At 58.1% G+C, this 16,648-nt stretch carries 13 protein-coding genes; 5 read left to right on the top strand and 8 right to left on the bottom strand.

The window, feature by feature from the left end; all coding sequences use genetic code 11:
• Position 1: 1 nt before the first annotated feature.
• The 3 genes from fliS to VO84_RS20605 all read right to left on the bottom strand — a co-directional run bounded on the left by fliS (position 2) and on the right by VO84_RS20605 (position 3,193).
• Entirely contained in the window at positions 2-430 is a 429-nt protein-coding gene (gene fliS / locus VO84_RS20615; protein ID WP_058189657.1) for a flagellar export chaperone FliS, read from the bottom strand.
• Positions 431-447: 17 nt separating this feature from the next.
• The gene (gene fliD / locus VO84_RS20610; protein ID WP_058189656.1) at positions 448-2,103 is read right to left on the bottom strand and encodes a flagellar filament capping protein FliD; all 1,656 of its coding nucleotides are present in this window, start codon (positions 2,101-2,103) and stop codon (positions 448-450) included.
• A 193-nt stretch (positions 2,104-2,296) separates the two neighbouring features.
• Positions 2,297-3,193 (bottom strand): flagellin N-terminal helical domain-containing protein, encoded by an 897-nt coding sequence (locus VO84_RS20605; protein WP_058189655.1) that lies wholly within the window; start codon positions 3,191-3,193, stop codon positions 2,297-2,299.
• Between the two features lie 246 nt (positions 3,194-3,439).
• On the opposite strand from VO84_RS20605, the gene VO84_RS20600 reads away from it, so the two are divergent.
• The 3 genes from VO84_RS20600 to VO84_RS20590 are packed head-to-tail and all read left to right on the top strand — an operon-like array spanning position 3,440 to position 5,362.
• Positions 3,440-3,736: a flagellar FlbD family protein gene (locus VO84_RS20600; protein ID WP_082662240.1), complete on the top strand. Its 297-nt coding sequence runs from the start codon at positions 3,440-3,442 to the stop codon at positions 3,734-3,736.
• Between the two features lie 16 nt (positions 3,737-3,752).
• Positions 3,753-4,532 carry a flagellar motor protein gene (locus VO84_RS20595; RefSeq protein ID WP_058189921.1) on the top strand — a complete coding sequence of 260 codons (780 nt, stop codon included), beginning with the start codon at positions 3,753-3,755 and terminating at the stop codon, positions 4,530-4,532.
• Positions 4,529-5,362 (top strand): flagellar motor protein MotB, encoded by an 834-nt coding sequence (locus VO84_RS20590; protein ID WP_058189654.1) that lies wholly within the window; start codon positions 4,529-4,531, stop codon positions 5,360-5,362. Before VO84_RS20595 ends, VO84_RS20590 begins: the two co-directional genes overlap by 4 nt.
• Here VO84_RS20590 and VO84_RS20585 read toward each other — a convergent pair whose 3' ends face one another.
• Positions 5,363-5,779: a secondary thiamine-phosphate synthase enzyme YjbQ gene (locus VO84_RS20585; protein WP_058189653.1), complete on the bottom strand. Its 417-nt coding sequence runs from the start codon at positions 5,777-5,779 to the stop codon at positions 5,363-5,365.
• A 51-nt stretch (positions 5,780-5,830) separates the two neighbouring features.
• Between VO84_RS20585 and VO84_RS20580 the strand changes: the two genes are divergently transcribed.
• Both VO84_RS20580 and VO84_RS20575 read left to right on the top strand, forming a co-directional pair.
• Positions 5,831-6,178, top strand: coding sequence for a tetratricopeptide repeat protein (locus VO84_RS20580; RefSeq protein WP_058189652.1), 348 nt, complete (start codon positions 5,831-5,833; stop codon positions 6,176-6,178).
• Positions 6,175-6,948: an endonuclease III domain-containing protein gene (locus tag VO84_RS20575; RefSeq protein ID WP_082662239.1), complete on the top strand. Its 774-nt coding sequence runs from the start codon at positions 6,175-6,177 to the stop codon at positions 6,946-6,948. Before VO84_RS20580 ends, VO84_RS20575 begins: the two co-directional genes overlap by 4 nt.
• Here VO84_RS20575 and VO84_RS20570 read toward each other — a convergent pair.
• Genes VO84_RS20570 through VO84_RS20555 form a run of 4 tightly spaced genes read right to left on the bottom strand, consistent with a single transcriptional unit; the run spans position 6,890 to position 16,421 of the window.
• Positions 6,890-8,428: an efflux transporter outer membrane subunit gene (locus VO84_RS20570; RefSeq protein WP_058189651.1), complete on the bottom strand. Its 1,539-nt coding sequence runs from the start codon at positions 8,426-8,428 to the stop codon at positions 6,890-6,892. The two genes, VO84_RS20575 and VO84_RS20570, sit on opposite strands and share 59 nt — an antisense overlap.
• 33 nt (positions 8,429-8,461) lie before the next feature.
• Positions 8,462-11,593 (bottom strand): efflux RND transporter permease subunit, encoded by a 3,132-nt coding sequence (locus VO84_RS20565; protein WP_058189650.1) that lies wholly within the window; start codon positions 11,591-11,593, stop codon positions 8,462-8,464.
• Positions 11,590-14,955 (bottom strand): efflux RND transporter permease subunit, encoded by a 3,366-nt coding sequence (locus tag VO84_RS20560; RefSeq protein ID WP_058189649.1) that lies wholly within the window; start codon positions 14,953-14,955, stop codon positions 11,590-11,592. The genes VO84_RS20565 and VO84_RS20560 overlap by 4 nt, the downstream gene beginning before the upstream one ends.
• A complete protein-coding gene (locus tag VO84_RS20555) occupies positions 14,952-16,421 on the bottom strand; it encodes an efflux RND transporter periplasmic adaptor subunit (protein WP_058189648.1) in 1,470 nt (489 codons plus the stop codon). The genes VO84_RS20560 and VO84_RS20555 overlap by 4 nt, the downstream gene beginning before the upstream one ends.
• Between the last annotated feature and the right edge of the window lie 227 nt (positions 16,422-16,648).

Below are 16,648 nucleotides of genomic sequence, written 5' to 3'. Positions count from 1 at the left end.
TCTACGCGCTCCACCGGCGCGAGTCCATGCCGTTCTCAGGCGCAGATAGCATCTGCGGCACAGAAGGATTCGCGGCAGGAGTCAGCGCCACCTGCTTCCAGGCATCGCGCACATTCTGCACACACTGAATCGCATGCAGAAACTTTGCCTTGGAAGCGCCCTGTGAGGCCTGCAAAATCTGCGCGAAGATCGACGCGTAGAAATCGCTCAGCGCCTGAGCCGGTCTTCCTCCGACATCCATTCGCAGGCGTGCCTGCAGATGCAGAATAATGTCCAGCGCGCGCTTCACCTGATTGCGCCGGGCCGTCTCGTCGCCGCGATCGACTGCGTCACATGCCGCATACAGAAAGCGAAGAATGCCATCGTAAAGCGCGACCACGAGTTCTACCGCCGATGCGCCCTTCAGCGTATGTTGCTGATATGTTCCCATTGGAGCTGCCCCTGGCCCTAGCCGTTCGGGTTTTCGTTGAAGCCACTAATGGCCGAATACAGTTCGTTGACGCTGTTCAGTTGCGCCGGCAACTCCTGCAGAATTTCATTTGCGGAATTGAGTTCGGTTGTAAGGCTCGACTGCTGCGCAGAAATCTCCAGATTCTCTTTCGACACATCCGCATTCAGCGACGATTCCACGTTGCTGTTTGACTTTTCGGCCAGCGCCAGTACGCCTACCGTATTGCTGGCGCCTGCGTTATTCAGCATCGTAGAGAAGGTCATTCCCCAGCTGTTGGCATCCTGAAAGAAGCCCAACACGCCGCTGTAGTCCGAGTTCAGCACCGAATCGAGCGATGTCTCGTCCAGGGAGATTGTCCCATCGTTATTCATGCTGATGCCAAGACCGGTGAGCGCATTCATGCCGCCGGTGTTTGCATCGTACGTCAGCGAGGTCGTACCATCTGCCAGGTTTGAAGTGGCGGAAAGAGGCGAGCCGGAGATATTCGACACCAGCACCAGCTGGGGCCCGGAACCGTTATTCACCACATTTGCCGTCACTCCAAGATCACCGGAATTGATGGCAGAGGCCAGGCCGTTCAAATTCTGGCTGCCTGAAGCCAGGGACGACATTTGAATCGTTGTCGAACCAATGGTGATGGAACCGGTCAGCGTATCGGACGCACTGCTTGCACCTGTTACAAATCCATTGGGGCTCTGATAGTTGATGCTGCTCAGGAGCTGCTGCTGCAGCAGACTGAGCGTGGGAGAACCAAACAACGGCTCGGAATTGCCGGAGGTGTCGGTGGTTTCCTGTGCATTCATGGCTGAAACCAGCGAGTTGTAATCCGTGACGAACTGGGTCACGGTGCTTTCGACTGCGGAGTTGTCATTTGCAATGACGACCTGGATTGTATCGCCTGTTCCGGTGGTGCCCAGAAGTTGAAATGTGACGCCCGGAATCAGACCCGAAACCGTGTTGGATGAGCTTTGGAGAGAGATACCGTTCACCGTCAGCGATGCATTCGCACCGGTGGCGATCTGAGAGGTATAACTCAGCGACGCGCCACTGGTGGAGTCCGTGATGCTGTTGGCGGTCACGGCGATGCTGCCACCTGTGCCGGAGGTATTTGAAGTCAGAACCAGTCGCGAGCCGGTGGTATCTGTAAGAACGGTTGCCGTGACGCCGATACCCGCTGAATTAACCGCGTTGGCAAGGCCGGTGATATTGTCATCCCCTGTACTCGAATCGGGCACATCAATCGTTGTTCCGTTGATGTCCATTGAGCCTGTCAGGGTATCGCTGGAACTGCTGATCGCCGTCATAAAGCCGGTCGCGGTGGTGGCAAGCGAATTCACTGAAACGGTATATGTGCCTTCCGCAGCCGAAGAATCCGCAGCGGTCAGCTCCAGAATGTCGTTATTCGAGCTGGACCCTTCTTTCAGCGACATAACGCCGGTAAAGTCGGTCAGCGAGCTTATGTCATTTGTGAGATTCGAGTAGAGCGTGCCCAGACTGGACAAAACCGTGTCCTGGCTCTCGAGGCTCGATAACTGGTTCTTCCACGGCGTCTCCACATTTTGAAGATTGGAGACAATCTCAGAAACCGTGGTGCTGACATTAAATCCTGCTCCGCTGGTCGGCGACCCAAAACTCAATCCAACAGTACCCATCTCATTCTCCCGGACAAGAAACCTGCAGCTTGATGGCCAATTTCATGCCACCGCGGATTGGAAGGAATCAACAAAACACCTGTGAAATTCCGCGCTTAAGGCTTCCGTCTGCCGTAGACTTTCTCCGCCCTAAAAAAGGACAGGAAGGACGCCAGAAATGACGCCCTTCCTGTATATCGGCAGGATCGCCGGATTACTGGAGCAGCTTTGTAACTTCCTGCTGCACGCTGTTGGCCTGTGCGAGTGCCGAGATGCCCGTCTGGGTAAGAATCTCGTACTTGGACAGGTTGGAGGTTGCTGCCGCGTAGTCGGTCGCCTGAACGGCGTTCTGCGCGCCAACAATGTTCTCCTGCTCGGTGGACTCAACGTTCGAGATCGCGTTGAGCGTGTTGATCTGCGATCCCACATAGCCGTCCTGCAGAGCAACGGCCGAGATGGCCGAGTTCAGGTCGGTCAGAGCGGTCTGCGCACCGGCCTGTGTGCTGATGTCGTCCGCGCCCGGAGTTGTGGTGCCGGCGACGTTGGTCGCCGTGAACGCGCCCGTTGCAAAGGCCACGGAGCTGGCCGAGAAGCCCAGTGCGGTTGACGAGTCCAGGTCACCGATGCTGAGAGTGTCGGTCGAGGAGCCTGCCGTCGAGGAGTCGCCTGTGAAGATGGCTACGCCGGCAGTCTGCCCGAATACCGCAGTCTGGTTATAGGTGGTGGTTGAGCCGATGTTGTCGATTTCACCCATGATCGAGGAGTACTCGGCCTGGGCAGCCGTCGACTGGCTTGTGCTGAGGGTACCGTTCGAGGCCTCGGTGGCCAGCGTTACGGCACGGTTGAGCAGGCTGGTGACTTGCGAGAGAGCGCCGTCGGCGACCTGGAGCAGGCCCACGCCTTCCGTGGCGTTGATCGTCGACTGCTGCAAAGCGGCCGAGTTTGCGGCCAGACCGTCCACGAGCGAGAGGCCCGCGGCATCGTCTGCACCGGAGTTGATCTGCGAGCCTGAAGAAAGCTGCTGCAGCGTCTTCGTCAAGCCAGCCTGCGTGTTGTTCAGGTTGTTTTCCGCGAACATCGCGGGAAGGTTATTCAAAACACCCAGGGACATGGGGTTCTCCTTATATTGATGCGAGGATTTGAGGCCCTCGTTTCGCGTCCGTCCCCATTTCGATTTCTGCCCTGGGTGCGCCGCGGAACTCAGCCATCCGCATCTGGCCTTTTTTTCGGCCTGCACATCTCCGGACTTTACACTTCGCGGCAATTGTCCCACTGAGGACACCGCGCCTGCCTCTGTCTTAATCTTTTGAACCTTTGTCCATGCATGCCGATAACAGCCTACATAAGGAGGCGCGCCATGATTGAACTCACCCGGCTGAACGGCAGCCCTTTGCTTGTCAACAGCGATCTGATCAAGACCGCTGAGGCGGCGCCGGATACCATGCTCACGCTCATCACTGGAGAGAAGCTTATTGTCCGCGAGGACTGCGCAGAGGTCACCGAACGCGTGGTCGCCTACCGTGCGCGCCTGCTCGCGGAAGTGGCGCGCCGTCTACCCGCAGGCGTTGAAGCCACCCGAGTCGTCTCCATGACCGGACTCCGGATGACGAACAGCGGCGAGGTCATTCTTCCTCCGAGCAAGGAAAGGCCATAAAAAGGAGCTACCGATGATGGATAAGGGAAGTTTTGCTGGCATATTTGTAGCCGTGGCAGGCATTATGGCCGGCCTCATTATTGAAGGCGGCAACATTGGGCAGATTCTGCAGCCCACCGCCGCGCTCATCGTCTTCGGTGGCACGCTGGGCGCTGTGATGCTGCAATTCCCTCTTCGCACGGTCGCTGCTGCCTTTCGCAAGAGCGTCCATGCCTTTGCCCCTCCGCGCAGGGAGCATGACCAGCTTATCCAGATGCTTGTCGGCTTCGCCAACAAGGCTCGCCGTAATGGGGTGGTTTCGCTGGATGCTGATCTTCAGGCTATCTCGGATCCGTTTCTGCGCCAGGCCATGATGCTTGCCGTGGACGGAACCGAATCGAACGATCTTCGCAAAATCATGCAGGTCAGCCTCGATTCCATGGCCGACAGCGAAGAGCGCCTTCCCGCGGTCTTTGAGGCTGCCGGCGGCTTTTCCCCCACAGTGGGCATTCTTGGCGCTGTTCTCGGCCTGATTCAGGTCATGCATCATCTGGATAACATGCAGGAGGTTGGCCGAGGCATCGCTGTGGCCTTCGTCGCCACTGTATACGGTGTCGGCATCGCCAACCTTCTCTTTCTTCCTCTTGCCGGCAAGCTGCGCCTTCGCATCCACGCTGACTACATGGAGCGCGAGATGATGCTGGAGGGAGTTGCCTCCATTCTCGATGGGATGAATCCGCGCATGCTCGAGGTCAAGCTGGGCGGATTTGTGGATGAGCATGGCCGCGACAGGATTACGGGCGAGCGTGCCGCATGAGGCGTCGCTTCGGCAAACCACACTCCTCACACGAACGCTGGCTGATCTCCTACGCAGACTTCATCACGCTTCTCTTTGCCTTCTTTGTGGTGCTCTATGCTTTCGCGAAGGCCGACCAGAAGCGGCAGACGGAAGTCTCCCAGGCTATCGATACGGCCTTCAAGTCGCTGGGCGTCTTCGGTAATGCATCGCGCATTCCGGACAACAAGACCGCATCTTCGGCGAACGAACAGTCCGTCATGGCCATGAACATCGTCATGGGTGAAGACGTGCTCGCTCCTGCGCAGGTGAAAGACGATCTGACCCGCATGAAGCACGACCTCGATGAGCGGCTGGCGAGCCAGATTGCTCAGCACAGCGTGGCCATCAAGCTGGGCAAGGATGGTCTTGTCATCAGCCTTCGCGAGGCAGGCTTCTTTGACTCTGGCTCCGCCACTCCTCGCAAAGAGGGCCTCGAATCCATGCAACAAATTGCATCGGAGCTGGCGCAGATGCCCTACGATCTTCGCGTTGAAGGGCATACTGACAATGTGCCAATTCACACCGCGGAGTTCGCCTCCAACTGGGAGCTCTCCTCGGCGCGCGCCACCAACATCGCTCGCGGCATGCTGGACCTGCATGCCGTTACGCCGGACAGGCTCTCTGCTGCGGGTTACGCCGAGTTCCATCCTGTGGACACCAATGACACTGCGGAAGGCCGCGCCCGTAACCGCCGGGTCGACCTGGTCATCTCGCCCCGCACCAAGATCAACCTCGCTTTGAATACCGCGCAGCCTACTGGCGAGTGGCGCAAGATCACGGACGACGATGTTGCGGCGAAGACGAACTGATTACTCCACTCCTAGTACCTTCACAATCACCCGCTTCCGACGCTGTCCATCGAACTCCGCATAAAACACTTGCTGCCAGGTGCCGAGGTCAAGCTTGCCTGAGGTCACCGGCAGCGTTGTCTCATGGTGGAGCAGCAGCGCTTTCAGATGCGCGTCCGCATTGTCTTCGCCCGTTCGGTGATGCTTGTATTCTGGCCGCGCAGGAGCCAGTTCCTCCAGCCACTTGCCGATGTCTTCAATCAGGCCACTCTCCAGGTCGTTTACATAGACCGCCGCCGTAATATGCATTGGAGAAACAAAACAAAGCCCGTCACGCACGCCGCTGCGCCGCACAATCTCTTCCACCTGGTCGGTAATGTGCACCATCTCCCGCCGTTTTTTTGTCTCAAAGATCAGATATTCGGTGTGGCTCTTCATCGCATTCCATCTCCTGCCATTTATTCCCCTCGCCATTTATTCTAAGAAGCAATGCATGAGTCTGCCGAAACGCTGCTGGAAGATGGTATGAATTTGCTCGCCGAAGGACGTGCCGGCGAGGCTGCAACGTCATTCCGGGCTGCCATCGGCGCAGATGAGAGCTGCATTGAAGCCCACCACGGTCTCATCCGCGCGCTTCGCGACTCGGCGCAGCTTGAGCAGTCCATTGCCGCGGCGCTCGCTCTTACAGCGCTGACGCCGGATGATCCGCTTGCGCATACCGCGCTCTCTATCTCACTGCAGACCGCGGGCCATGTGCCGGAAGCGGAAGCTGCCGCTGGCCGCGCCCGCATTCTTGAGTGGAAGCGCGAGCTTGCCGCGCCGCATGAAGAGCTATGAGTAGCAATGTAGCATCGCGTGTACGACGGATGCACGACACGCTCTTTGCTGCTAATGGTCCGCAGCGCTGGTGGCCCACGCAGTCTGGTTCTGATACGCGGTTTGAAGTAATCGTCGGCGCCTATCTCACTCAGAACACATCGTGGAAGGCCGTTGAGCGCTCGCTCGATGCGTTGCGAACGGCCAACGCGCTCTCCATCGAAGGAATGCGAAGCCTTTCGCTCGCGCGCCTGCAGGAACTGATTCGTCCCTCCGGCTTCGTCACGCGCAAAGCCCCCGCGCTCCGGGCATTCCTCACCCTGCTTGACTCTGAATTCAGCGGCTCTCTCGACGTGATGGCTTCCGCATCTACTGCGGCCTTACGCAGCAGTCTTCTTGCGTTGAACGGTGTAGGCCCTGAGACTGCTGACGCGATTCTGCTCTATGCGCTTGGTCATCCGGTTCCGGTTGCGGACGAGTATCTTCGCCGCATCGCGGAGCGGCATGGCCTGCTTCCCTCGCCCGTCCCGCGCAATGTCCGCAGCTACGAAGCCCTTGCCGCGCTTACGTCCGCCGCGTTTGCGCAAGAGCCGGTAGAAAATCAGAGAGAGCTTTTTAATGAGTTCCACGCGCTGGTGGTAGCTGTAGGAAAAGCACACTGCGGCAGCACGCCCCGCTGCGAAAACTGCCCGCTCGCGCCGGATCTTGATCCAGCGCTGCCGCGCGGCTCATTTACTGCTGCATCTTGTACACCGAAGACGGAACCTTCTCACCAGTCTGCTTGGGAGTAGGCAATTGCGAGGCATCCCACCCGCCGCCCAGCGCCTGCACGAGTTGCACCGCAGAGAGCATCTCCTGTACCTGCAGACTATTCAGCGTCACCTGGTCGCCCAGTAGTGTCGTCTGTGCCTGCACCACGTCAATATACGGATCCACGCCGCTATCGTAGCGTTGTTTTTCCAGATCGTATGACTGCTGCGCAAACTTGACGGCCTCCTGCTCGTGCAGAATCTGCTGCGAGTAATTGCGCGTTGCAACCAGCGAATCCTCAACCTGCTGGAAGGCTGTTAGAACCGTCTGCTTGTACGTTGCTACGTCGGCGTTGTACTGCGCCTCATACTGATGCAACTCCGCGCGGTACAGCCAACCGTTGAACAAAGTCTGCGATACGGAAGGCCCAACCGACCATGTGCGGCTCGCAATGTCGAAGAGGTGTCCGAAGGCCGAACTTTCCAGGGCGCCGGACGCCGATAGCGTTACATCCGGGAAGAATGCTCCATACCCGATGCCGATCGTGGCGTTAGCCGCCGCCACAGTACGCTCAGCCGCCGCAACATCCGGCCTACGTTCAGCCAACTGGGATGGCAGTCCCAGTGGAATCGGCGGTGCGATATAGATCTGAGCCCGTACAGGGATCGAAAAATCCGTTGCTACCTTGCCCACCAGCATGGCAATCGCGTGCTCGTATTGCGCACGCAAGAGGCTCGCATTCACTTGCGATACCTTGGCTGCCTCAAGCGAGCTTTTGGCCTGCACGACGGCCACATAGTCGCCGGTGCCGGCATCATAGGCGCCTTGCGTAGCATCCAGCGCCGCCTGATCCGCTTTCACCGTCTCATCCAGGACATTGATCAACTTATCCTGTCCACGAATCTCGAAGTAATCCTGCGCAAGGGCCGCCTGCATGGACAACTTTTCAAGAGCGAGATCCGCTGCGTTCGACTGCGCGGTGTATTCGGCCTCGCGCACCTGGTTACGGATCTTTCCCCAGAAATCCGGCGTCCAGGAAACATCGATTGGAAGCGCCCAGAGTGAGCTCGTGCTACCGCTGTTGTTGTTGTTTCCGCCGTTATTGTTGTTGCCCGTATTGGATGAAGAGCGGGACCGGCTAAATGCTGGATTAAACGACACGGTGGGCCAGTATTGTGAGCGCGCTTCTGCAATTAGCGCCCGCGCCGCCATATAGTTCTGATATGCCACCTGGATGCTCTGGTTGTTCGCATTCAATTGGTCTTCAAGAGTATTCAGCTCCGCCTCATTGAAGATCTCCCACCAGTTGCCGCGAATCGCCGCTTCCTGCGGGCTCGCCACCTTCCAGCCATCCTGGTCCTTAAAGTTGACGGACGATTCCTTATAAGCAGGCGCAGTAGACGTAGGAGCTGTGGGCGGATGATATCGAGGTCCCACATTGCAGCCGCTAACCAGCGCTACCAGAGCCAGCGCTGCAGCCGCGGCCAGCTTTCCTTCCCGTCGGTTTCGTTCAGCAGACATTATCATCATTTTCTCTCTTCTCAGGCTCGCAAGTCACGACGCTGCCTCCGTGGCTCCATTCGGTAACTGCTTAGCATGCGAGCGTCTCTGCACCCACAGCCGCAGCCGGTCCAGTTCCAGGTAAACCACCGGTGTGGTGTAGAGCGTCAGCAGCTGGCTCAGCACCAGTCCGCCCACAATCGTGATGCCCAGCGGCCTGCGCAGCTCTGAGCCAGTGCCTGTGCCAAAGGCCAGCGGAAGCGCGCCCATGATTGCCGCCATTGTCGTCATCAAAATGGGACGGAAGCGCAGCATACATGCCTCAAAGATTGCGTCATGCGTATTCATGCCGCCGCGCTCAGCCTGCAGTGCAAAGTCGATCATCATAATTGCATTCTTTTTTACAATGCCGATCAGCAGAATGATGCCGATGATTGAAATCACATTCAGGTCAATACTGAACAGTATCAGCGCAATCATTGCGCCCACGCTGGCTGAGGGCAACGTGGAGATAATCGTCAGGGGATGCACGAGGCTCTCGTACAAAATGCCCAGCACGATATAAACCGCCAACAACGCCGTCAAAATAAGATACTTTTCTGTCGCCAGCGAATCCTGGTACGCCTGTGCTGTGCCCGCAAACACGCCGTGGACCGTGGCCGGCATTCCCAGGCCTGCCTCCATATTGGTAATCTCGCGGACCGCGTCACTCAGAGCTGCCCCATTTGCCAGGTTGAACGACAACGTGATGGAGGGGAACAGCCCGGTGTGATTGACCTGCAGCGGCGTTGTGCCCGTCTTCGGAGTCATGATACCCAGCAGCGGCGACATTGTGTTCACGCCCGCGCCGGTCGAGCCGCCGGAAGGCTTGACGAAAATGCTGTGCAGCCCCGAAGGATCCTGCCAGTACTGCGGCGCGACCTCCATCACCACGTAATACTGGTTCAGCTGCGTGTAAATCACCGAAACTTCAGACTGCCCAAACGCGCTATAGAGCGAACTATCGAGGGATTGGGCCGTCTGCCCCAGGCGCGCCGCAGTCGTACGGTCAAAAGTCAGCATCTCCTGCAGGCCATTATTCTGCTGGTCGGTATTCACATCCGTCAGGACCGGAATCTTCTTCATGTTGTTCATGAGAATCGGTCCCCAGTGCGCCAGGTCTTCCACGCTCTCGGTCGAAACCGTGTACTGATAAAGCGCGCCTGCGCTACGTCCTCCAATGCGCAGATCCTGGCCGGGCTGCAAAAACGCCGAGGCGATCGGAAGCCGCGCCATCTGTGGCCGGACCTGGTTGATGATGTCCATCGCGGATGTTTTTCGTTCCTTGCCCAGCGGTTTCAGCGCGATGAAGATGAAGCCGCCGTTGCTGGACCCCTGTCCTCCCGTATACGCATTCACATGCGCCACGCCCGGGTTTGCCTTGATGATGTTCACGATCCGCTGTACGGAAAAATTCATGAACGGAAACGATGCATCCTGCGGGCCCTGCACCATGCCCATGATCAGGCCGGTATCCTGCTGCGGGAAAAAGCCCTTGGGGATGCGAATAATCACCACTACGTTCAGCGCAATCGTCAGCACCAGAACAATCAGCATCAACACCGCATTGTCCAGCGCCCAACCCAGCGAGCGGCGATAGATCAACAACAGCCAATCAAAAAAACTCTCGCTGGCCCGGTAAAACCAGTTATGTTTTTCGTCCTTTTTATGCACTCTCAGCAGGTGCGCGCACATTGTAGGAGTTGTGGTCAATGAAATCACCATCGAAACCACAATCGCCGCCGAGAGCGTTACGGCAAACTCACGAAAGAGCCGACCCACAATACCGCCCATCATCAGGATGGGAATAAAGACTGCGATCAGCGACATGCTGATGGAGAAGACCGTGAACCCGATCTCCTGCGCGCCCTGCAAAGACGCAGCGAACGGCTCCATTCCGTCTTCCAGGTGACGCGTAATGTTCTCCATCACCACAATCGCGTCATCGACCACAAAGCCGGTCGAAATGGTCAGCGCCATCAGCGAGAGGTTGTCGAGGCTGTAGCCGAACAAGTACATCACCGCAAATGTTCCCACCAGCGAAACCGGTACGGCAACGATCGGAATTAATGTGGCGCGTGGACTGCGGAGAAAGATGAACACGACCAGCACTACCAGCACAATCGACAAGACAAGCGTTCGCTCCACATCGAATACGGAAGCGCGAATGGTCTGTGTGCGGTCCATCACAATCGTGGAAACGATGCCATTGGGCATCACCGCAGTTAGAAACGGCAGTTGTTCTTTCACGCGATCGACGGTATCGATAATGTTCGCGCCAGGCTGCCGGAAGATGATGATGAAGACCGCGCGCGTGCCGTCCATGTAGCCAGCCGTGCGAATGTTCTGCGTGGAATCCACCACGTCCGCCACGTCAGAAAGCCGCACCGCCGCACCATTGTGATAGCCCACAATCAGCGGCTTATAGTCCTCAGCCTGGGAGATCTGGTCGTTCGTAATAATGTCAGCCGTCGTCTGCCCATCCGCAAGCTGCCCGCGCGGCGTATCCGCATTTTGCAGGCTCAGTACGGATTGCACATTCGCGAGCGACAGCCCATAGCCCTGCAGCTTCATCGGGTCCACTTCCACCCGAACAGAAGGAGTGGCGCCTCCGCCCACATTCACCTGTCCCACGCCCTGAATCTGTGAAAGCTTCTGCTCCAGAATCGTTGAAGCCAGGTCGTAGACCTTCGTTATGTCGTATTTCTTCGACGTCAGGCCGATGATCATGATCGGCGAATCCGCCGGATTAACCTTACGATAAGAAGGATTCGACGGCAGATTCGCGGGCAGGTACGTCCGCGCCGCATTGATCGCCGCCTGCACGTCGCGCGCCGCACCGTCGATATTGCGGCTCAGGTCGAATTGCATCGTGACGTTTGTGCTGCCCAGCGAGCTGGACGAAGTCATCTCCGTGATGCCGGCAATATGACTGAACTGCCGCTCCAGCGGCGTTGCCACGGAGGCCGCCATGATCTGCGCGCTTGCGCCGGGCAGACTGGCCGAGACGCTGATCGTCGGGAAATCCACCTGCGGCAATGGCGCCACCGGCAGCACCGTGTACGCAATCGCTCCCGCAATGGCCACCGCGACTGTCAGCAGTGTGGTGGCCACCGGGCGGTGAATAAATGGAGACGACAGACTCATGCAGGCTGTTCTCCGGCCGCGGGCTCCCTTGCTGGCGGCTCATTCCGCGGAGCTGTGTGTGATGGCTTGCGGCCTGTGATTCGCTGACCCAGCGTGTCAAAGAAGATGTAGATGACCGGCGTGGTGTACAGCGTGAGCACCTGCGAGAGCAGCAGTCCACCCACCATGGCAATGCCTAGCGGGCGGCGGAGCTCTGAGCCTAGCCCAGTCCCAAAGGCCAGGGGCACGCCGCCCAGCAGCGCTGCCATCGTCGTCATCATGATCGGGCGGAAGCGCAGCAGGCTTGCCTCGTAAATTGCATCCGTGGAGTTTTTGCCATGTTCGCGCTCGCTCTCAAGGGCAAAGTCCACAATCATGATGCCGTTCTTCTTCACAATTCCGATGAGGAGAATGATGCCGATAATCGCCACCACGCTGAGATCCTGACGGAACAATATCAGCGCAAGCAGCGCACCCACGCCTGCCGAAGGCAGTGTGGAAAGAATCGTGATCGGATGAATAAAGCTCTCATACAGCACGCCCAGCACAATGTACACCGTTACCAGAGCCGCCAGAATCAGCAGCCCTTCATTCCCTTGCGAATTGCGGAAGGATGCTGCCGTGCCTTGAAAATCCGCCTGAATTGTCGGCGGAAAATTTATCTTCTTTGCGGCCTTTTCAATGTCGTCGATCGCCGGCCCCAGCGATGCATGCGGCGCCAGGTTGAATGAGACCGTCACCGACGGAAACTGTCCCTGGTGATTGATGGAGAGCGCCTCTGTCGTAATACTTGCCTTGGTAAATGCGTTCAGCGGAATTGCATTTGCGCCCACCGAACTGATTGTCGTATTCGGCGTAGTGCCACTCGTAGTACCCGCGCTGGCGCTTGAACCGCCCGACGAAGTTGTTCCCGCAAGCACAGTCGCCGCAGGCCCCATCACATTCGATGAAGGCGTGTACTTGACCCCCGTTGTCAGCGCATTCGATCCCGCCGACGCGGAAGCGGATGCGGAGAACGATGTCGACGCAGCCGCGCCGCTCGCGCCGGACGACGCGCTCGACTGAATGTACAGCGATCCCAGATTTGCCGGATTCTGCTGCCACTCCGGAGCCGTCTCCAGAATCACGTGATACTGGTTCAGCTGCGTGTACATCGTATTGATCTGCCGCTGGCCATAGGCGTCGTAGAGCGTGTTGTCAATCGTCGTCGGAGCAACGCCAAGCCTGGAAGCCGTCACGCGATCGATCATCAGCGAAACTGCCTTCGCACCGGTCTGCTGGTCCGTTGCCACATCTTCCAGGCCGGGCAGCTTCTTCAGCTCCGTCACGAACCTGTTGGTCCAGTCATTCAGCTCATTAATGTCCGGATCTTCCAGCGTGTACTGATACTGCGTGCGGCTCACGCGGTCGTCTACCGTGATGTCCTGCACCGGCTGCATGTACAGGTACATCCCCTGTACCCGCGTCAGCTTCGTCTGCAACCTGCGAATCACATCCGCAGCGCTCAGGTCACGTTGATCAAGCGGTTTCAGATTGATCGAAATGCGCCCGCTGTTCAGCGTCGTGTTGATACCATCCGCGCCGATGTACGACGACAGGCTTTCCACAGCGGGATCTTGCAGAATGATCCTCGCCATCTCCTGCTGCTTCTTTCCCATGTCCTCGAACGAGATCGACTGCATCGCCTGTGAGATGCCCTGGATTACGCCCGTATCCTGCACCGGAAAGAAGCCCTTCGGAATAATGATGTACAGAACGACAGTCAGGACAAGCGTAGCCACAGCCACAAGAAGGGTGATTGTCTGATGCTCGAGAACTACCTTCAACGTGCGCCCGTAAAAGGCGACCATGTTGTTGAAGACCTTCTCTGAAGCGCGATAAAAACGCGTCTGCTGATGCGCTGGATCGTGTTTCAGAATCCTGGCGCACATCATCGGCGTGAGGGTCAGCGAAACCACCGCCGAAAGAATGATCGTCACCGCCAGCGTCACTGCAAACTCGCGGAAGAGCCGTCCAACTACATCGCCCATAAAGAGCAGCGGGATCAGCACGGCAATCAATGAGACCGTCAGCGAGACAATCGTGAACCCGATCTGCCCCGCGCCCGTCAGCGCCGCCTCCATGGGCGGCATTCCTTCTTCCAGGTAGCGAGAGATGTTCTCAATCATCACAATGGCGTCGTCCACCACAAAGCCCGTGGAAATTGTGAGCGCCATCAGTGAAAGATTGTCCAGGCTGAAGCCCAGCATATACATCACCGCAAAGGTGCCGACCAGCGAAAGCGGCACAGCCACGCTGGGAATCACCGTCGCCGCCAAATTCCTCAGGAAGAGGAAGATCACCATGACGACGAGCCCGATTGTCAGCAGCAGCTCGAACTCAACGTCATGCACAGATGACTGAATGCTCGTCGTCATGTCCGTCATTGTGACGACCTGAATCGACGCGGGAAGATTTGCCTCCAGCTGCGGTAAAATGTGCCGGATCAGATTTACCACCGTGATCGTGTTCGCGCCCGGTTGTCGCTGAATGTTCAGCACCACCGCCGGCGTCTGGTTCATCCACGCGGCCTGCCGCGTATTCTCCACACCATTGATCACGTTTGCCACGTCCTTCACAAGGACAGGCGAACCATTGTTGTAGGAGATCACAACGTTGTTGTATTCCTGCGCATCTGTGATCTGATCGTTGGCGTCGATCTGGTAGTCCTGCCGCGGCCCATCAAAGTTGCCCTTAGCCGCGTTCACGCTCGATTGCGTCAGCGCCGTGCGAACGTCCTCCAGATTCAGCCCGTGCGCGGATAGCTTCGTCGGATTCACCTGAATCCGGACCGCGGGCTTCTGTCCGCCGCTGATGCTCACCAGTCCAACGCCGGCCAGCTGCGAGAGACGCGGGGCCAACCGCGTATCCACCAGGTCTTCCACCTGCGAAAGCGGCAGTTGCGGCGAGTAGACGGCCAGCGTCATCACCGGCGCATCCGCCGGGTTTGTCTTGTTGTATACCGGAGGCGTAGGCAGGTTGGCAGGCAGGAAAGATCCAGCGCCGTTAATCGACGCCTGCACCTCTTCCTCAGCCACATCCAGTCCCAGCGTAAGGTTGAACTGCAGCACGATCACCGACACCCCGCCCGCACTGGTCGAGGTCATCTGGCTCAGGCCCTGCATCTGCCCAAACTGCCTTTCCAGGGGCGCCGTCACCGTCGTCGCCATCACATCCGGGCTCGCGCCGGGATAGAAGGTCAGCACCTGGATCGTGGGATAGTCCACTTCCGGCAGCGCCGACATCGGCAGCTGCAGAAATGCGACAATCCCCACCAGTAGAATCGCGGCCATCAGCAGCGCAGTCGCCACCGGCCGCATGATGAATGGCCGGGAAGGGTTCATGGGGCTGGGCTCTCGCTCGTTTCCGATGTGGATGGAAGTTTGACCTTCGAAATTGTAATCGGCGCGCCGTCAATCAGCTTTTCAAAGCTCGAATCGGCTATCACCGCGCCCGCTCCCAGGCCGCTCGTCACAATCGTATTTCCGCTCTCCGAGTGGCCTGACTTCACCGAAGTCATCGCAACCTTGCACGGCGGAGGTGGTCCGGTTTGCTGTCCTGCTGCGGCCTTGCCGCCGCCATGCTTTGCACCGGCGTTCGCGCCTGAATCTTGACCGCCGGAACCCTGTCCTCCGGAACCAGTGCCCGTTGAGCAAGCTGACACATCGGAAACCGGCTGACCTGTCTTGGCGCTCACCAGCAGATAAACGAAATCCTCACTGCCGTTGTGCTGAATCGCGGAAGAAGGAATAATCACCTGATCCTGCAGCGTCTGCACCAGCATGCGCGTATTCACAAACTGATTCGGAAACAGCGCGCCATCTTTGTTATCGAACATCGCGCGCATCTTTACCGTGCCCGTCGACGTATCGATCTGGTTGTCAATCGAGCTCAGCTTTCCAGTCGCCAGATGTCCCGTTAACGAGCGGTCCATCGCCTCCACCGTCAGCGCCTGCTTGCTCTTCGTCTGCTTCTGCACCTGCGGCAGATTGTCTTCCGCCAGCGTGTAGACCACCGTAATCGGTGCGATCTGCGTAATCACCACCAGCGTCGCGGTTCCGTTTGCCGTTACCAGGTTTCCCGGATCCACAAGGCGCAATCCCACGCGTCCGGAAATCGGCGCCGTGATGTGGCAATACTCCACCTGCACCTGGTCGTACTCCACCACGCCCTCGTCGTTTTTCACGGTGCCCTGCTGCTGCAGGGCCAACTTTTCCTGATCCTCAAGAGTCTGCCGCGGAATTGCGTTCTTGGCCCACGCCTGCTTGTAGCGCTCCAGGTCCATATCGGCCTGCGCCAACACCTGCTTGTCGTGCTCGAGCGTCCCCTGTGCCTGCGCCAGTTGCGCCTGGTACAGCCGGTCATCCAGATCGATCAGCGGATCGCCTTTGCGGACCATCTGGCCTTCGCGATAGTGCACCTGCGTCACTACCCCGGTCACCTGCGCGGTAATCGTATTGGTGTAGACCGGCGTGACGGTGCCCAGGGCATCGTAATAAATCCCCATCGAGCCCTTCTTCGCCGTGGCTGTGGTCACCGGAACCGGGCCGCCCATGCCGGCGCGCCGTCCGCCTCCGCCCGCCGCCTGGCTCTTCTGCTGGTGCTGTATTACCCAGTAGAAAAGGCCGGCAAAAAGAAGAAGAACCACGGCCCATATCCAGAGGTGGCGGCGCTTCTTTTTGGGCGTGGTCGCGTCGGCGGCGTGTGGCGTAGTAGGCGTAACGTGGGAAGCCAGTGCCGGCCCCTGCGTTACGTTCGAAGCCTGTGGCGCCCCTGGCGTTGCATGTGAAGCAGATGATTGTTCGTCCATTGGTCTCTTTATGGTGATCCGAAAAAGGTGTAAATCCGTCGGAGCTGCCTCGGCTTCTCAGAAGCCGCAGGCAGTAAGCCTCCAAATCGCTAAGTTTACCATTTGGGCATAGCGCGAATTTGAACCTTGCGCGACCCTTCAGCATAAATCCACGTACTCGCCGGAACTGCTTGACACGGCGTTTAACGACGGATCGTGAACACTTTTAAGACGTTTGCACGGATCGA

It is taken from the genome of Occallatibacter gabretensis, assembly GCF_001449115.1.
In the GTDB taxonomy this organism is placed as follows: Bacteria; Acidobacteriota; Terriglobia; order Terriglobales; family Acidobacteriaceae; genus Telmatobacter; species Telmatobacter gabretensis.
This window is presented reverse-complemented; position numbering and strand designations above follow the sequence as displayed.